13 protein-coding genes are annotated in these 15,698 nt (G+C 73.0%); 10 read left to right on the forward strand and 3 right to left on the reverse strand.

Features of this window, described 5'->3' with window-relative positions; all coding sequences use genetic code 11:
* Positions 1–501: 501 nt before the first annotated feature.
* Positions 502–1,374 carry an ABC transporter substrate-binding protein gene (locus ACFV1J_RS28625; RefSeq protein WP_385862804.1) on the reverse strand — a complete coding sequence of 291 codons (873 nt, stop codon included), beginning with the start codon at positions 1,372–1,374 and terminating at the stop codon, positions 502–504.
* Positions 1,375–1,675: 301 nt separating this feature from the next.
* On the opposite strand from ACFV1J_RS28625, the gene hydA reads away from it, so the two are divergent.
* Together hydA and ACFV1J_RS28635 are read left to right on the forward strand one after the other, a co-directional pair.
* Entirely contained in the window at positions 1,676–3,085 is a 1,410-nt protein-coding gene (gene hydA, locus ACFV1J_RS28630) for a dihydropyrimidinase (RefSeq protein ID WP_385862805.1), read from the forward strand.
* Positions 3,086–3,096: 11 nt separating this feature from the next.
* Positions 3,097–4,104: a TIGR03842 family LLM class F420-dependent oxidoreductase gene (locus tag ACFV1J_RS28635; protein WP_385862807.1), complete on the forward strand. Its 1,008-nt coding sequence runs from the start codon at positions 3,097–3,099 to the stop codon at positions 4,102–4,104.
* Between the two features lie 35 nt (positions 4,105–4,139).
* Here ACFV1J_RS28635 and ACFV1J_RS28640 read toward each other — a convergent pair whose 3' ends face one another.
* A complete protein-coding gene (locus ACFV1J_RS28640) occupies positions 4,140–4,907 on the reverse strand; it encodes an NAD-dependent deacetylase (protein ID WP_385862809.1) in 768 nt (255 codons plus the stop codon).
* A gap of 184 nt (positions 4,908–5,091) precedes the next feature.
* Here ACFV1J_RS28640 and ACFV1J_RS28645 point away from each other — a divergent pair, with 184 nt between their 5' ends.
* The 8 genes from ACFV1J_RS28645 to ACFV1J_RS28680 all read left to right on the forward strand — a co-directional run bounded on the left by ACFV1J_RS28645 (position 5,092) and on the right by ACFV1J_RS28680 (position 14,564).
* Entirely contained in the window at positions 5,092–6,951 is a 1,860-nt protein-coding gene (locus ACFV1J_RS28645) for a gamma-glutamyltransferase family protein (protein ID WP_385862810.1), read from the forward strand.
* Positions 6,952–7,197: 246 nt separating this feature from the next.
* Positions 7,198–8,031, forward strand: coding sequence for an inositol monophosphatase family protein (locus ACFV1J_RS28650; RefSeq protein ID WP_385862924.1), 834 nt, complete (start codon positions 7,198–7,200; stop codon positions 8,029–8,031).
* Positions 8,032–8,071: 40 nt separating this feature from the next.
* On the forward strand, positions 8,072–9,493 hold the full coding sequence (locus ACFV1J_RS28655; RefSeq protein WP_385862811.1) for a phytoene desaturase family protein: 1,422 nt from the start codon (positions 8,072–8,074) through the stop codon (positions 9,491–9,493).
* Between the two features lie 31 nt (positions 9,494–9,524).
* Positions 9,525–10,061: an O-acetyl-ADP-ribose deacetylase gene (locus ACFV1J_RS28660; protein WP_385862813.1), complete on the forward strand. Its 537-nt coding sequence runs from the start codon at positions 9,525–9,527 to the stop codon at positions 10,059–10,061.
* Between the two features lie 380 nt (positions 10,062–10,441).
* Positions 10,442–10,960 carry a hypothetical protein gene (locus tag ACFV1J_RS28665; RefSeq protein WP_385862815.1) on the forward strand — a complete coding sequence of 173 codons (519 nt, stop codon included), beginning with the start codon at positions 10,442–10,444 and terminating at the stop codon, positions 10,958–10,960.
* A gap of 289 nt (positions 10,961–11,249) precedes the next feature.
* Complete coding sequence (pip, locus tag ACFV1J_RS28670) at positions 11,250–12,254, forward strand: prolyl aminopeptidase (RefSeq protein ID WP_385862816.1); 1,005 nt, start codon at positions 11,250–11,252, stop codon at positions 12,252–12,254.
* Between the two features lie 176 nt (positions 12,255–12,430).
* Complete coding sequence (locus ACFV1J_RS28675; RefSeq protein WP_385862818.1) at positions 12,431–13,903, forward strand: AlkA N-terminal domain-containing protein; 1,473 nt, start codon at positions 12,431–12,433, stop codon at positions 13,901–13,903.
* Positions 13,904–13,913: 10 nt separating this feature from the next.
* A complete protein-coding gene (locus ACFV1J_RS28680) occupies positions 13,914–14,564 on the forward strand; it encodes a methylated-DNA--[protein]-cysteine S-methyltransferase (RefSeq protein ID WP_385862819.1) in 651 nt (216 codons plus the stop codon).
* Between the two features lie 381 nt (positions 14,565–14,945).
* Here ACFV1J_RS28680 and ACFV1J_RS28685 read toward each other — a convergent pair whose 3' ends face one another.
* The gene (locus tag ACFV1J_RS28685) at positions 14,946–15,605 is read right to left on the reverse strand and encodes a TetR/AcrR family transcriptional regulator (RefSeq protein ID WP_385862821.1); all 660 of its coding nucleotides are present in this window, start codon (positions 15,603–15,605) and stop codon (positions 14,946–14,948) included.
* Positions 15,606–15,698 lie beyond the last annotated feature (93 nt).

Below are 15,698 nucleotides of genomic sequence, written 5' to 3' on the forward strand. Positions count from 1 at the left end.
GTAGGGCTGTCACCGCACCCAAAAACACCACGCCCGCCGCCAGGCGCAACGGCGAACAACCCCGACGGCGGGAAGGACGGGTACGTGCGGGGGCGCCGCAAAGCGCATCGGCGAGCAAGCCCCGCGGCGGGACGGACAGGTACGTGGGAGGCGCCGAAAAGCGGCAACGGCGAACAAGTCCCGCGGCGGGAAAGACAGGTACGTACGCGGCGCCGCAAAGCGCAACGGCGAGCAAGCCCCGCGGCGGGACGGACAGGTACGTGGGAGGCGCCGAAAAGCGGCAACGGCGAACAAGTCCCGCGGCGGGAAAGACAGGTACGTACGCGGCGCCGCAAAGCGCAACGGCGAGCGAGCCCCGCGGCGGGACGGACAGGTACGTGGGAGGCGCCGAAAAGCGGCAACGGCGAGCGAGGCCCGCGGCGCCGCAGACAGGTACGTGCGGGGCGACGCAAAGCGGCAAGCGGTAAGCCCCGCGGCGCAGCAGACAGGTACGTGGGAGGGTCAAACGGCCCGGAGGGCCTCCGTCAGGTGGGAGAAGAAGCGCGTGTGCGCGAGTCGGCTGCAGGGTGCCTCCGGGTTCCACGGGAGGAGCCGTACGCGCGCCTCCAGCGCGCGCCAGTGCGCATCGACGCGCAGCGCCTCCGCGCGAGCGGCGTTCGCACGGACGTCGATGAGGATGACATCGGGAGCCAGTCCGGCTGCCTCCGCCCAGCCGACCGTGGACCAGTTGATGCCCGCACCGGCGGCCGGTTCCACCAGGTTCACGCCGTGTTCGGCGAGCGCCCGCAGGTCCGGCCAGGAGCTGGGCCGGGCCAGATGGACCCGCTCGGGGCCCGCGGGGGACAGGGCCAGGACCCGAGGGCGGGCCGGGCCGCCGGCCGCCTGCCGCAGGGCGTCCTCCGCGGCGTCCAACTCCCGTGCCAGGCCCTGCGGTTCACTCCGCCCGAGCGAGCCGGCCAGCGCCGCGAACCGCTCGCGGACCTCGGCCAGGCTCCGGCCCGGGCCCACCGCGACGGTGGCGACCGGTACGTGCGCCTCGAGTTCCAGTGCGGTCTTCTGCTCCAGGCCGTAGAGCTGCTCACCGTCGTAGGTCACCGCCACCACGAGGTCCGGCTCGGCCTCCAGCAGCGTGTCGGGGTGCAGCGCGGCACCCGCGCCCAGGTAGGGGATCTCCGCCAGCGGCAGTTCGCCGCCCTTGGCGGGATCGGGGGCGGCGCCGTCGTGCTGCGATCCGAACAGGCCCACCGGGCGTATGCCGTGGTCCCACAGGGTCGCCCCGGCCTGTATGTACGTCACGAGCCGTTCCGGCCGCTGTCCGGCCACCACCAGGCGCCCCCGGTCGTCGGAGAACTCCCACGGTGTGCGCTGCTCCATGACCTGCCGCCTTTCTGCGTCGTCCGCCATGACGTCGTGCCGCTCGCGAGGATTGCCCGCCGGCGTCGGCGGATATCTGCCCATCGCGCCACTCCCGCACCCCTCCGGCCCGCCCCGGCCCGTGGTGCACCACCCGGCTGATCGCCGCGCAACACGAATCCGGTGAGCTGATCGTGCGTCACGGTATTGCCACGGATGGTGACATGCTTCTACGGTGTCTCCTCCTCGAGCGGAATCTACGGGTGTAGACCAGTCATGACATGGCGTCAGTCAGGCACAGGTGGACAGGCAGGGAGCTGACATGGTGAGCCGTACGGTCGTCCGGGGCGGACTGGTGATCACCGCCGCCGATGAGATCCATGCCGATGTCCTGGTGGAGGACGGGCGGATCGCCGCCCTCGTGGCCCACGGCAGCCCGACCGCCGACAGTTGGGCGGCCGCCGCCGACCGCACCCTGGACGCCACCGGCAAATACGTCATCCCGGGCGGTGTCGACGCCCACACCCACCTGGACTTCCCGTTCGGCGGGACGGCCTCCTCCGACACCTTCGAGACCGGCACCCGCGCGGCCGCCTGGGGCGGCACCACCACCCTCGTCGACTTCGCCGTCCAGTCCCGCGGCGCCTCGCTCCGCGCCGGCCTGGACACCTGGCACGCCAAGTCCGACGCCCAGTGCGCGATCGACTACGCGTTCCACATGATCCTCTCGGACGTCAACGAGCACACCCTCAAGGAGATGGACCTCCTGGTGGGCGAGGGCGTCACCTCGTTCAAGCTCTTCACCGCCTACCCGGGCGTCTTCTACAGCGACGACGGGCAGATCCTGCGCGCCATGCAGCGCTGTGCCGACAACGGCGGGCTGGTGATGATGCACGCCGAGAACGGCATCGCCATCGACGTGCTGGCTGAACAGGCGCTGGCCGCCGGCCGGACCGACCCGCGCTACCACGGCGAGGTCCGGCACGTCCTGCTGGAGGCCGAGGCCACCCACCGCACCATCCAGCTCGCCCGGGTCGCCGGCGCCCCGCTCTACGTCGTCCACGTCTCCGCCGAGGAGGCCGTCGCCGAGATCGCCCAGGCCCGCGACAAGGGGCTGAACGTCTTCGGCGAGACCTGTCCGCAGTACCTCTTCCTGTCCACCGACAACCTCGCCGAGCCGGACTTCGAGGGCGCCAAATACGTCTGCTCCACGCCGCTGCGGCCGCGTGAGCACCAGGCGGCGCTCTGGCGGGGCTTGCGCACCAACGACCTCCAGGTGGTCTCCACCGACCACTGCCCGTTCTGCTTCAAGGGCCAGAAGGAGCTCGGCCGCGGCGACTTCACCAAGATCCCCAATGGAATGCCGGGCATCGAGAACCGGATGGACCTCCTCCACCAGGGCGTCGTCGAGGGCCGGATCAGCCGCCGCCGCTGGATCGAGATCGCCTGCGCCACCCCGGCCCGGATGTTCGGCCTCTACCCGAAGAAGGGCACCATCGCCCCCGGCGCCGACGCCGACCTCGTCATCTACGACCCCGCGGCCGAGCAGACGGTCTCCGCCCGGACCCACCACATGAACGTCGACTACTCGGCCTACGAGGGCAAACAGCTCACCGGACGGGTCGAGACGGTCCTCTCGCGCGGTGAACTCGTCATCGACCGCCGGGAGTTCACCGGACGCGCGGGGCACGGCCAGTACATCCCGCGTGGCACATGCCAGTACCTCATCTAAGGAGCCCCGCCGTGGACTTCGGAGTTGTCCTACAGGCCGACCCGCCCTCCTCCGCCGTCGTCTCCCTGATGCGGCGCGCCGAGCGCAACGGCTTCCGCTACGGCTGGACCTTCGACTCGGTCGTCCTGTGGCAGGAGCCGTTCGTCCTCTACAGCCGCATCCTGGAACACACCGACCGGCTGATCGTCGGCCCGATGGTCACCAACCCCTCGACCCGCGCCCCCGAGGTCACCGCCTCCACCTTCGCCACCCTCAACGAGATGTACGGCAACCGCACCGTCTGCGGCATCGGCCGCGGCGACTCCGCGATGAGGGTCGCCGGCCGGCGGCCCAACACGCTGGCCCGGCTGGGCGAATCGATCGGCATCATCCGCGACCTGGCCGAGGGCCGCGAGGCCGACCTGGGCGGCGGCCACCGCGTCCGCATCCCGTGGATCAAGGGCGGCCGCCTCCCGGTGTGGATGGCCGCGTACGGCCCGAAGGCCCTGGCCATGGCGGGCCGGCTGGCCGACGGCTTCATCCTCCAGCTCGCCGACCCCTTCCTCACCGAATGGATGATCAAGGCGGTGCGGCAGGCCGCGGTGGACGCCGGCCGGGACCCGGCCGCCGTGACGATCTGCGTGGCCGCCCCCGCCTACGTGGGCGAGGACCTCGACCACGCCCGCGAACAGTGCCGCTGGTTCGGCGGCATGGTCGGCAACCACGTCGCCGACCTCGTCGCCCGTTACGGCGAGCACTCCGGCATGGTCCCCGACGAGCTGACCGACTACATCAAGGCCCGCACCGGCTACGACTACGCCCACCACGGCCGCGCCGACAACCCCGACACCGCCTTCGTCCCCGACACCATCGTCGACCGCTTCTGCCTGCTCGGCCCGCCCGCCGCCCACCGCGACAAGCTCCGGGCGCTCCAGGCCCTGGGCGTCGACCAGTTCGCCGTCTACGCCATGCACGACGCCAAGGAAGCCACCCTGGACGCCTACGGGACCGACATCATCCCGGCGTTCACCGAGTCGTAGCGGGGCACCGCACGGCACCCGCGCCCGCCGCCGCGCTACTCAGCCGGCTCCGCCAGCCCCGCCAGCAACCTGGGCAGCGCCGTCCCGATCGGCTCCCGTACGACCTCGTCCGCGAGCGGGTCGTACGGCGTCGGCTCGGCGTTGACGATGATCAGCCGCGCCCCGTGCTCCGCCGCGACCCCGGCGAGCGAGGCCGCCGGCTGGACCTGGAGCGACGTCCCGACGGCGAGGAACACCTCGGCGGCCTTGGCCACGCCCAGCGCGGTCCCCAGCACCTGCGGATCCAGCCGTTCGCCGAACATCACCGTGGCCGACTTCAGGATCCCGCCGCACACCACACAGTCCGGATCGGGCTCACCGGCCGCCACCCGCGCCAGCGCGTCCGCCATCGAGGACCGCGCATGACACCGCGTACACGTCACCGCCCGCACCGTTCCGTGCAGTTCCAGCACCTTGCGTTCGGGCATCCCCGCGAGCTGGTGCAGTCCGTCCACGTTCTGGGTGATCACCCGTACCGGCGTCCCGGACCGCTCCAAGCGGGCCACCGCCTCGTGCGCCGCATTCGGCTTCGCCCGGAACGCCGGGCTCTCCCGCCGCATCTGCCACGACCGCCGCCGGATCTCCGGATCGCTCATGTACGCGTCATACGTCACGAGCTTCTCGGCCTCCGGATCCCGCCGCCAGAGCCCGTTCGGCCCCCGATAATCCGGAATCCCCGAGTCCGTGGAAATCCCCGCCCCACTCAGGATCCCCACCAACACCCGCCGGCCCCGGCCCCCGCCCCCTGCACCGCTGCTGCTCATGGGGCCGAGGGTACGCAGGAGGACCGGCCGTCGCGAGGGAATTGGGTGTGGGGCGGGGGTGTGCGGGCGCCGCATGAGGGGAGAGTGGGCGGGTACGGATCGGCGGCGTCGGTGCGGGTGGGCTCCGGCCGGGCAGCGGCGGAGCGGGTCCGCGGGACGTGGAGAGACGAGGAGTCGCGGCGACGTGTTCAGCACCCGGCCCACCCTTCAGGGCACCTTCGGGATGGTCTCCAGTACGCACTGGCTGGCGTCGCAGTCGGCGATGGCGGTGCTGGAGGACGGCGGGAACGCCTTCGACGCGGCGGTGGCGGCCGGGTTCGTGCTGCATGTCGTCGAACCGCATCTGAACGGGCCCGCGGGCGAGGTGCCGATCCTGCTGGCGCCCGCGGGCGGGCCGGTGCGGGTGCTGTGCGGGCAGGGACCGGCGCCGGCCGGGGCGAGCGTGGCGCACTACACCTCGCTGGGGCTGGCGCTCGTACCGGGCACCGGGCCGCTCGCCGCCGCCGTCCCCGGGGCCTTCGACGCCTGGATGCTGCTGCTCCGCGACCACGGCACCAAGCCGCTCGCCGAGGTGCTGCGGTACGCCATCGGCTACGCCGAGCACGGGCACCCCGCCGTCGAGCGGATCGGTCTGACCGTCGAGACCGTCCGGGAACTCTTCGAGACGGAGTGGACCTCCTCCGCCGAGCTCTACCTGCCGGACGGGAAGGCGCCCGCCCCGGGCGGTCTGCTCAGGAACCGGCCGCTGGCGGCCACCTGGCGGCGGCTCATCGCGGAGGCCGAGGCCGCCTCGGCCGGACGTGAGGCGCAGATCGACGCGGCCCGCCGTATCTGGCGCGAGGGCTTCATCGGCGCGGCACTCGCCGACTTCGCGGCCCGCCCCGCCATGGACACCTCCGGCGAACGGCACGCCGGCACCCTCACCGGCGACGACCTGGCCGCCTTCTCCGCCACGTACGAGGCGCCGGTCACCCATGACTGGAACGGCTGGACCGTGGCCAAAGCGGGCGGCTGGTCGCAGGGCCCCGCCTTCCTGCAACAACTCGCCCTGCTCCCGGCCGAGTTGCCCGCGTACGGCAGCCCCGAGTACGTCCATCTGCTCATCGAGGGCTGCAAACTGGCGATGGCGGACCGGGAGGCCTGGTACGGCGACGCGGACGAGGTGCCGCTCGGCACCCTGCTCGACGACGGGTACAACGCCGCCCGCCGGGCACTCATCGGCGCGCACGCCTCGTACGAGCTGCGGCCCGGCAGCCCGGACGGCCGCAGCCCGCGGCTCAGCAAGCACGCGACGGCGGTGGCGGCCGGTGCGGACGGCTACGGCGGGCCGGCGGCTCCCGGGACCGTGAGCGGCCTCTCCGTCAGCGGGGCGGGCGAGCCGACCGTAGGGGGCCGGGTGCCCGCGGACGTCGCGCCGGAGGTGGACCGCAGGGGCGCCACCCGGGGCGACACCTGCCATCTCGACATCGCCGACCGCTGGGGCAACCTCGTCTCCGCCACCCCCTCGGGCGGCTGGCTGCAGTCCAACCCCGTCGTCCCGGCCCTCGGCTTCCCGCTCGGCACCCGGTTGCAGATGGCCTGGCTGGAGGAGGGCCTGCCGAACTCGCTCACCGCCGGGCGCCGCCCCCGCACCACCCTCAGCCCCTCTCTGGCGCTGCGTGACGGCGTCCCGGTGATGGCCTTCGGCACACCGGGCGGCGATCAGCAGGACCAGTGGCAGCTGCACTTCTTCCTGGCGGTGGCGCTCCGCCCGGCGGTCCGCGGCGGCCTCGACCTGCAGGGCGCCATCGACGCCCCGAACTGGCACAACGACTCCTTCCCCGGGTCCTTCTTCCCGCGCGGGATGCGGCCGGGAAGCGTCACGGTGGAATCCCGGATCGGCACGGCGACGGTCGAGGCGCTGCGGCGGCGTGGCCATCTGGTCACGGTGGGCGACGCATGGTCCGAGGGGCGGCTGTGCGCGGTGGCGCGGGACCCGGAGACCGGGGTGCTGTCCGCGGCGGCGAACCCGCGCGGGATGCAGGGGTACGCGGTCGGGCGGTGAGCCGGGCGGGGCCGCTACGGCCCGGCCCGGTGGCCGTCCCGCCGCGCCCCGTGGCGCCGGCACCTGGTCGTACACCCCGCGGCACCCGGAGTTCATCTGGCAGCAGGCTGCTGTGTCAGTGGCTCATGGTTCGATGGACACATGATCGAAGCACTTCGTACCCAAGAACCGGGAGACACCACGAACATCACCGATGCCGCCGCCGTCACGAACGTCACCGATGTCGCCGAGGCGGCCGGCGCCCCCATGACGCTCTCACCGGACCTGTCCGGGCTGGACCTGGCGGCCGTCGACGCCGCCATCCGCCGTGCCGCGGCCGACGAGATCATGCCCCGCTTCCGGCAGCTCGCCGTCGAGGACATCGTCGAGAAGAACGGTCCGCACGACCTCGTCACCATTGCCGACCGGCGCGCCGAGGAGCATCTGACCGTCTCCCTGACCGCCCTGCTGCCCGGCTCCCGGGTGGTCGGCGAGGAGGCGGTGCACGCCGACCCGGGCGTACTCGACGCCCTGCACGGCGACGCCCCCGTCTGGATCGTCGACCCGGTCGACGGCACCCGCCAGTTCGTGCACGGCGACCCCGGCTTCGCCACCCTCGTCGCGCTCGCCCACCGTGGGGAACTGCTCGCCTCCTGGACGTACGCCCCCGCGCTCGGCCTGATGGCCGTCGCCCGCCGCGGCGCCGGCGCCGAGCTGAACGGCGTCCCGCTGCGCACCGGCAGCCCCGCACCGGACGCGATCCTGGACGTGGCGACGTCCCACTACGACTTCACCGACAACGACCAGAAGCGGGTGCTGGCCGCCCTCGACACCGGCGGGATCGCCCCCCGGCCCTGCGGTTCGGCCGGCCTGGAGTATCTCTACATAGCCCGCGGGGACCTCGACGCCACGGCCTTCAGCTGGGAGAACGCCTGGGACCACGCCGCCGGGCTGCTGCTGGTCCATGAGGCGGGCGGTGCCAGCGGTACGGTCACCGGCCAGCCGTTCCGGATCACCGGCGGCAACGCCCTGCCCTTCACCGCGGCCCGTGACGCCGAAACCGCGCGGCGTATCCTCGGACTGCTGGCAGCCGCCAACTGATCCTCACCGACGAGGGTCGGACGTGAGGGGAGTGGCGCAGGTGCCGAGGATGCTCGATGCCGTGGTGATCGGGGCAGGACCCAACGGCCTGACGGCGGCCGTCGAACTGGCCCGGCGGGGAATGTCCGTCGAGGTCTTCGAGGCCCGCGACACCATCGGCGGCGGCGCCCGTACGGAGGAGCTGACGCTCCCCGGTTTCCGCCACGACCCCTGCTCGGCGGTGCACCCGACCGGCGCCGGCTCGCCGGCCTTCACGAAGATGCCGCTGGACCGCTACGGCCTGGAGTGGGTGCACCCCGAGCTGCCGATGGCGCACCCGTTCCCGGACGGCACGGCCGCGGTGCTCGCGCACTCCGTCGGCGAGACCGCGATGTCGTTCGGTCCGCGCGACGCCGGTGCGTACCGCCGGCTGGTGGCGCCGTTCATCGGCAGGTGGGACGCCATGGCCCAGGACTTCCTGCGGACCCAGTGGCTCGGGGTCCCCTCCGACCCGCTGACCTACGCCCGCTTCGGCCTGGTCGCCGCGCAGCCGGTCACCCTCCTCAACCGCCGCTTCCAGGGCGAGAAGGCCCGCGCCCTGATGGCCGGTCTCGCGGCGCACGCCATCTCGCCGCTCGGCGGACTGGGGACCTCCGGCATCGCCCTGATGTTCGCGCTCGCCGCACACGCCAACGGCTGGCCGGTCGCCCGCGGCGGCTCGCAGGCCATCTCCGACGCGCTGGCCGGACTGCTGCGGGCGCACGGCGGCGAGGTGCACACCGACTTCGAGGTCAAGCGGCTGGACGACCTGCCGCCGGCCCGCGCGTACGTCTTCGACACCTCACCGACCGCGCTGGCCCGGATCGCCGGCCTGGGCAACGCCTACCGCGACGTCACCTACGGCCCCAGCGTCTTCAAGATCGACTACGCCATGGCGGAGCCCGTGCCGTGGACCGCCCCGGCCGCCCGCCGGGCCGGCACCGTCCACATCGGCCCCACCAGCACCGAGATCGGTGCCGCGCTGAGCGCCGCCGTCCACGGCCAGGACCCGTCCGTCCCGTTCCTGATCACCGCGCAGCCCAGCCTGTTCGACGACACCCGCGCCCCCGAGGGCAAGCACGTCTTCTGGGCGTACGGCCACGTCCCCAACGGCTGGGATGGCGACGCCACGGACCTCGTCGAGCGGCAGATCGAACGGTTCGCCCCCGGCTTCCGCGACCTCGTACTGGCCCGCGCGGTCGCCGGCCCGCCGCAGATCGCCGCCCGCAACGCCAATTACGTCGGCGGCGACACGGCCACCGGCTCCGCGGCCGGTCTGCGCCTGCTCATCCGCCCCAAGCTCGCCCGCGTCCCGTACGAGACCGCCCACCCCGCGGTCTTCCTGTGCTCCCAGGCCACCCCGCCCGGCCCCGGCGTCCACGGCATGTCGGGCCACTACGCCGCCAAGGCGGTCTGGCGCCGGCTGCGCGCGAACCGTCGCTGACCCGGGCGGCTCCGCGTCCTACGCTCGCCCCATGAGTTCCGACCACGCCGCAGCCCGCGCTCCCCGCCTCACCCTGGTCCAGGGCGACATCACCGAACAGGCCGTCGACGCCGTGGTGAACGCCGCCAACTCCTCGCTGCTCGGCGGCGGGGGAGTGGACGGCGCCATCCACCGGCGCGGCGGCCCGGACATCCTCGCCGAGTGCCGGGCCCTGCGCGCCTCCCACTACGGCCGCGGCCTGCCCACCGGCCAGGCCGTCGCCACCACCGCCGGCCGACTGCCCGCGCGCTGGGTCATCCACACCGTCGGCCCGGTCCACTCCGCCTCCGAGGACCGCAGCGACCTGCTGGCCTCCTGCCACCGCGCATCGCTCCGGGTCGCCGACGAACTGGGCGCCCGCACGGTCGCCTTCCCGGCCATCTCCACCGGCGTCTACGGATGGCCGGTCGAAGACGCCGCCCGGATCGCGGTCGAGACGGTGCGGAGCACCGAGACCGCGGTGGAGGAGGTGCGGTTCGTGCTCTTCGACGAGCGTGCGTACGCGGCGTTCGCGACGCAGGTGCACTGACCGGGTACGGGCACCGGGAGCAAGCGCAACTCCGGGAAAACGAGGGGGAGTTGCGCTTGCGGGCGCGGGGGTTTGTGCTTGCGCACACAGGGCGTCGTGCTTGGGCACGCAGGGCGTCGTGCTTGTGCACGTGTGTCGTTGTGCTTGCGTACGCCGCTGCTTCCCGCACCTCCCTCCCTCCGGTGATGTTGCATATTGCGCGCATTGTCCGTGTTGCACGTTTGTGACCTTCTGGGGTGGCGTCGCCCCGCGCCACGGTCGTAGCGTGGCGAAGGAAGAGCACGACCGCCCCGCGGGAACGCCGGCCCCGGACCGAGACCGGAACCGGGCCCCGCGTCGCAGCCGGTGCAGACGCATACGAAGCGGTGTGAGGAGCGGGTATGCGAGCTCAGCGCGCGAAATCAGCATTTCTGGTCTGTGCCGGGGCGGCACTCGCGGTGGCCGGCATATCGGCGCCGGTCTCCGTCTCGTCAGCAACACAGGCACAGACGCAGATACAGAAACAGACACAGGCCCAGACACAGGTGCAGACGCGGACACAGCCGCAGGCGCAGACGCGGACCGGTGCGGCAGTCGTCGACTGCACCGAGCATCCGCGGGTCCGGCCGGGCACCTTCATGCTCGCCTGCGCCGACGGCAACAACGTCCTCACGTCGCTGCGCTGGTCGCGATGGCAGCCGCAGTCCGCGGAGGCCGAGGGGCGGGACATGGTCAACGACTGCCGGCCCTACTGCGCGGCGGGCCACTTCCACAGTTACCGCGTCCATGTACGCCTCGACGAACCGCAGCGCCGCCCGGGCCACCCCGGCCAGTGGCACTACACCCGGATCACCCTGACCTACCCCGCCGACCGGCCGGCGGACACACCCCGCGTCGTCACCACCCGCCTCTGGAACTGACGGTACGCGAACTGGCGGTACGCGAACTGCCGGTACGCGAACCGACGCCGCGTGCTTCCTCTGACGACGCTTCCCCTGACGGTACGTCATCTTCCGCTGTGCGACGGGCTTCCCGGCCGCCTTGTGTGCACAGCCCGCCCACACGCCAGGGCCGCAACTGCCCGTGCCGCGCCTGCCCGTGCCGCAACTGCCCGTGCCGCCCGGGTCCACGACGAGCCGCCCGAACTCCGCACCGGACCACGGCGACACCGAGAACTGGACGCCGCTGTGGGCCCGCTAGCGTGACGCCATGAGCTTAACGAGCGACCCCTATCCGCCCATCGAGCCGTACGACGCCGGGATGCTCGACGTCGGCGACGGCAACCTCGTGTACTGGGAGGCCTGCGGCAACCCGCGGGGCAAACCCGCACTGGTCGTGCACGGCGGGCCGGGTTCCGGGTGTACCGCCCGGGCGCGCCGGCACTTCGACCCGGACCGCTATCGGGTGGTGCTCTTCGACCAGCGCGGATGCGGGCGTTCCACCCCGCATGCCGGCGACCCGGCGACGGACCTGCGGCACAACACCACCCCCCATCTGCTCGCCGACATGGAGCGGCTCCGCCGGCACCTGGGCATCGAGCGCTGGCTGCTGTTCGGCGGGTCGTGGGGTTCCACGCTGATCCTGGCGTACGCGGAACAACACCCGGAGCGGGTCTCGGAGATCGTCATCCCGGGCGTCACCACGACCCGGCGTTCGGAGACCGACTGGCTGTACCGGGGCGTCGGCCGGTTCTTCCCCGAGGCATGGGAACGCTTCCGGCAGGGGGCGGCGCAGGGGACGCGGCGGATGGACGGGACGGGTGTGGCGCATGCGGGAACCCGGGGCGGGGACCTGGCCGCGGCGTATGCGCGGCTGATGGACGATCCCGATCCGGCCGTACGGGAGCGGGCCGCCGCGGACTGGTGTGCCTGGGAGGACGCGGTGCTCTCCATGGAGCCGCACGGCTCCGCCAACCCTTACGGGGACCGGCCGTCGAAGGCGCGGCTGGCGCTGGTCCGGATCTGCGCGCACTACTTCTCGCACGGTGCGTGGCTGGAGGAGGGCGTCCTGCTGCGCGAGGCGGGGCGGCTCACGGGCATCCCCGGGGTGCTCATCCATGGCCGCCTGGACCTGAGCAGTCCACTGGACACCGCCTGGGAGCTGTCCCGGTCCTGGGCAGATGCCCGGCTGATCGTGATCGACGACGCCGGGCACAAGGGGAGCGCGCGGACCCGCGCCGAGGCGATCGGGGCGCTCGATCACTTCGCGCGGTGAGTCACCGGTGCGTTCCGTGAGGAGGCTCGATCACTTCGCGCGGTGAGCCGGACGCTGCTGCGTGCCGGCTTCCAGGAACACGCCGATGCCCCGTAATCCGCAGCCGTCCTGGTAGGTCGACGTTGATGTCGGATTTCCGCCAGCCACACCGCCCCTCACTGCGGAATCCTGAAGGCATGCACACCGACACCGAGCGCTGTGTGCGCGCCGTGCAGTCCAAGGACGCCCGCTTCGACGGATGGTTCTACACGGCCGTGCTCACCACCCGCATCTACTGCCGGCCCAGCTGCCCGGTGGTCCCGCCCAAGCCCCGGAACATGCGCTTCTACCCGAGCGCGGCCGCGGCGCAGCAGGCCGGTTTCCGAGCCTGCAAGCGGTGCCGGCCGGACGCCAGCCCGGGGTCACCGCAGTGGGACGAGCGGGCCGACCTCGTCGCCCGCGCCATGCGGCTGATCGCCGACGGCATCGTCGACCGCGAGGGCGTCCCCGGCCTCGCGTCCCGGCTCGGGTACAGCACCCGGCAGATCGAGCGCCAACTGCTCGCCGAGCTCGGTGCCGGGCCGCTCGCCCTGGCCCGGGCCCAGCGGGCGCAGACCGCCCGGCTGCTGGTGGAGACGACGCAGCTGCCGATGGCCGACATCGCCTTCGCCGCCGGATTCGCCAGCATCCGCAGCTTCAACGAGACGGTCCGCGAGGTCTTCGCGCTCGCACCGACCGAACTGCGGCAACGTGCCCGGCCGGACCGCCGGGCGGTCGTCCCGGGCACACTCACGCTGCGGCTGCCGTACCGCCGGCCGCTCAACCCCGACAACCTCTTCGGGCACCTCGCCGCCACCGCCGTACCGGGGGTCGAGGAATGGCGCGACGGTGCCTACCGCCGCACCCTGCGCCTCCCCTACGGGCACGGCATCGTCGCCCTCGCGCCCCGCCCCGACCACATCGAGTGCCGGCTCGCACTCACCGATCTGCGGGACCTGGCCGGGGCCATCGCCCGCTGCCGCCGGCTGCTCGACCTCGACGCGGACCCGGAGGCCGTTGACGGGCTGTTGCGGGAGGATCCGGGCCTCGCACCGCTGGTCGACAAGGCGCCCGGCCGCCGGGTCCCGCGGACCGTCGACGCCGATGAGTTCGCCGTCCGCGCGGTCCTCGGCCAGCAGGTCTCCACCGCGGCCGCCCGTACGCACGCCGGCCGGCTGGTCCGCGCGCACGGCACCCCGGTCGAGGACCCGGGCGGCGGGCTGACGCACCTCTTCCCGCCCGCCACCGCGCTCGCCGGACTGGACCCGGAGTCGCTGGCCATGCCGCGGACCCGCCGGGCCACCCTCATCGGCGTCATCGACGCGCTCGCCTCCGGGGAGCTGCAACTCGACGTCGGCAGCGACCGCGAGGAGGCCCGCGCCCGGCTCGCCGCGCTGCCCGGCGTTGGCCCTTGGACCGTCGAGTGCATCGCCATGCGCGCACTCGGCGACCCGGATGCCTTCACCCCCACCGACCTCGGCCTGCGCCGCGCGGCCGCCGGCCTGGGCCTGCCGCACACCCCGGCCGCCCTCATCCGGCACTCCGCGATCTGGCGGCCCTGGCGCGCCTACGCCGTCCAGTACCTCTGGGCGACCGACGACCACCCCATCAACCACCTCCCGACGGACTGAGCCCATAGCCATGACCGTGCACACCCCCGCGCCCGACGCGCCCCTCACCCACACCGTCCTCACCGACACCGTCGTCACCCACTGCGTCCTCGACGACACCCCGGTGGGCCCGCTCACCCTCGTCGCCGCCGGCGACGCCCTCACCGGCCTCTACATGACCGACCAGCGCCACCGACCGCCCGAGGAGACCTTCGGTACGCCGGCGGACCCGGACGACCCGCCGTTCGCCGCGGCCGCCACCCAGCTCCGCGCGTACTTCCGTGGGGAGTTGACCACCTTCGACCTGCCGCTGGCGCTCCGCGGCACGCCCTTCCAACGGCGCGTCTGGGCGGCGCTGTGCACGATCCCGTACGGGGAGACCCGGACATACGGGCAGCTCGCCGCGCTGCTCGGCACGCCCGGTGCGGCCCGCGCGGTGGGTCTCGCCAACGGGCGCAACCCGGTCGGCATCATCGTCCCCTGCCACCGGGTGGTCGGCGCCGACGGCAGCCTGACCGGCTACGGCGGCGGCCTGGACCGCAAACGACGCCTGCTGGCCTTCGAACGCACGGTGGAGGGCCTCTTCCCCACGGAGGCGCCCGCGGAGTCGCAGGACACGCTGTTCCCGGCGGAGTCGCAGGACACGCTCTTCCTGGCGGAGGCGTGCGGCGAGACGGGCTGAGTCGGCGAGTCCGGCTCAGGCGGCTTGAGCCGGGGCCTGAGGCGGTAGTTGGGGGGCTGAGGCGGCTTGAGGCGTGCCTGAGGCGGGAGTTGAGGGCTGAGGCGGCTTGAGAGGCCGACTGAGGCGGGAGTTGGGGGCTTTGAGGGGGCCGGGGGGCTGAGGGGACCTCGGCGGGGGCTGGCGCGCGGCCCTGCGGGGTCGCTGACGCGGGGCCTTAGGGGATGGCCGAACAGATCCCGTAGGGGACGCAGGCACCCCCTGCGGGGCCACAACGTCGTGGGCCCGCGGCGAATTCCCGTATCCCGCGTCCCGTATCCCGCGTCCCGTATCCCGTATCCCGTATCCCGTGTCCGCGTCTCGTGGTGCAGACGCCGGCGGTCCCTACGGGGCACCCGGTGGCCGGAGGCCGTTGAGGAGCGCGCGTACCGTCTCGGCCGCGAACTCGCGCTCGTCTTCGGGGAGTAGTGCGCCGGCGGGGGCCTTGGCGTCGAAGAAGAGGTCGAGGAAGGCGCGGTGGAAGCAGGCGCCGATGAGCAGCGTGGCGGCCGCGTGCGGGTCGATGCCGGAGGCGATCCGGCCCAGCTTCTGCTCGGCCATCAGGTAGGCGGCCAGGTGCTGGACGGCGTTCTGCGGCCCGTCGGTGCCCAGTTCGTCCAGCTTGCGCCGGTGGGTGTCCAGCAGCTCGGGGCTGGCGAAGAGCGACGCGGCGATCGGGAACGAGCGGCGGTAGAAGCGCAGGGCGGTCAGCGTCACCTCCTCCAGGTGCCGGGCCGGGCCGCGATCGTCGCCGACGGCGTCCGGCAGCCGCCGCAGCGCGTCCGAGAACCGCGGTGCGCGCTCGTGCAGCACCCGGACGAAGATCTCTTCCTTGCTGCGGAAGTGCTTGTAGAGCGCCGCCTCGGAGCAGCCGGCCTCCCGGGCGATCTGCTTCGTCGTCGTACGGGTCAGGCCCACGGTCGTCATCAGCGTCGCGGCGGCGTCGAGGATGCGGGAGCGCGTCAGCGCGCCTCCGGTCAGCGGAGCGGCGGCGTCGGAGGTCATGACCCGAGCCTACCTTGACAGGTGGGTGAGCACTCACTCACTCTGGTTGGTGAGTGCTCACTCACCACGTCGATGTGGGCCTCCACCTACCCG

It is taken from the genome of Streptomyces sp. NPDC059649 (assembly GCF_042734445.1).
Taxonomy (GTDB): Bacteria; Actinomycetota; Actinomycetes; order Streptomycetales; family Streptomycetaceae; genus Streptomyces.

Excerpts from the sequence above, each read along its gene's own strand:
- pip (WP_385862816.1), top strand. The coding sequence starts at position 11,250 with ATGAGCTTAACGAGCGACCCCTATCCGCCCATCGAGCCGTACGACGCC.
- ACFV1J_RS28650 (WP_385862924.1), top strand. The coding sequence starts at position 7,198 with ATGACGCTCTCACCGGACCTGTCCGGGCTGGACCTGGCGGCCGTCGAC.
- ACFV1J_RS28665 (WP_385862815.1), top strand. The coding sequence starts at position 10,442 with ATGCGAGCTCAGCGCGCGAAATCAGCATTTCTGGTCTGTGCCGGGGCG.
- ACFV1J_RS28685 (WP_385862821.1), bottom strand. The coding sequence starts at position 15,605 with ATGACCTCCGACGCCGCCGCTCCGCTGACCGGAGGCGCGCTGACGCGC.
- ACFV1J_RS28660 (WP_385862813.1), top strand. The coding sequence starts at position 9,525 with ATGAGTTCCGACCACGCCGCAGCCCGCGCTCCCCGCCTCACCCTGGTC.
- ACFV1J_RS28675 (WP_385862818.1), top strand. The coding sequence starts at position 12,431 with ATGCACACCGACACCGAGCGCTGTGTGCGCGCCGTGCAGTCCAAGGAC.
- ACFV1J_RS28680 (WP_385862819.1), top strand. The coding sequence starts at position 13,914 with ATGACCGTGCACACCCCCGCGCCCGACGCGCCCCTCACCCACACCGTC.
- ACFV1J_RS28625 (WP_385862804.1), bottom strand. The coding sequence starts at position 1,374 with ATGGAGCAGCGCACACCGTGGGAGTTCTCCGACGACCGGGGGCGCCTG.
- hydA (WP_385862805.1), top strand. The coding sequence starts at position 1,676 with ATGGTGAGCCGTACGGTCGTCCGGGGCGGACTGGTGATCACCGCCGCC.
- ACFV1J_RS28640 (WP_385862809.1), bottom strand. The coding sequence starts at position 4,907 with ATGAGCAGCAGCGGTGCAGGGGGCGGGGGCCGGGGCCGGCGGGTGTTG.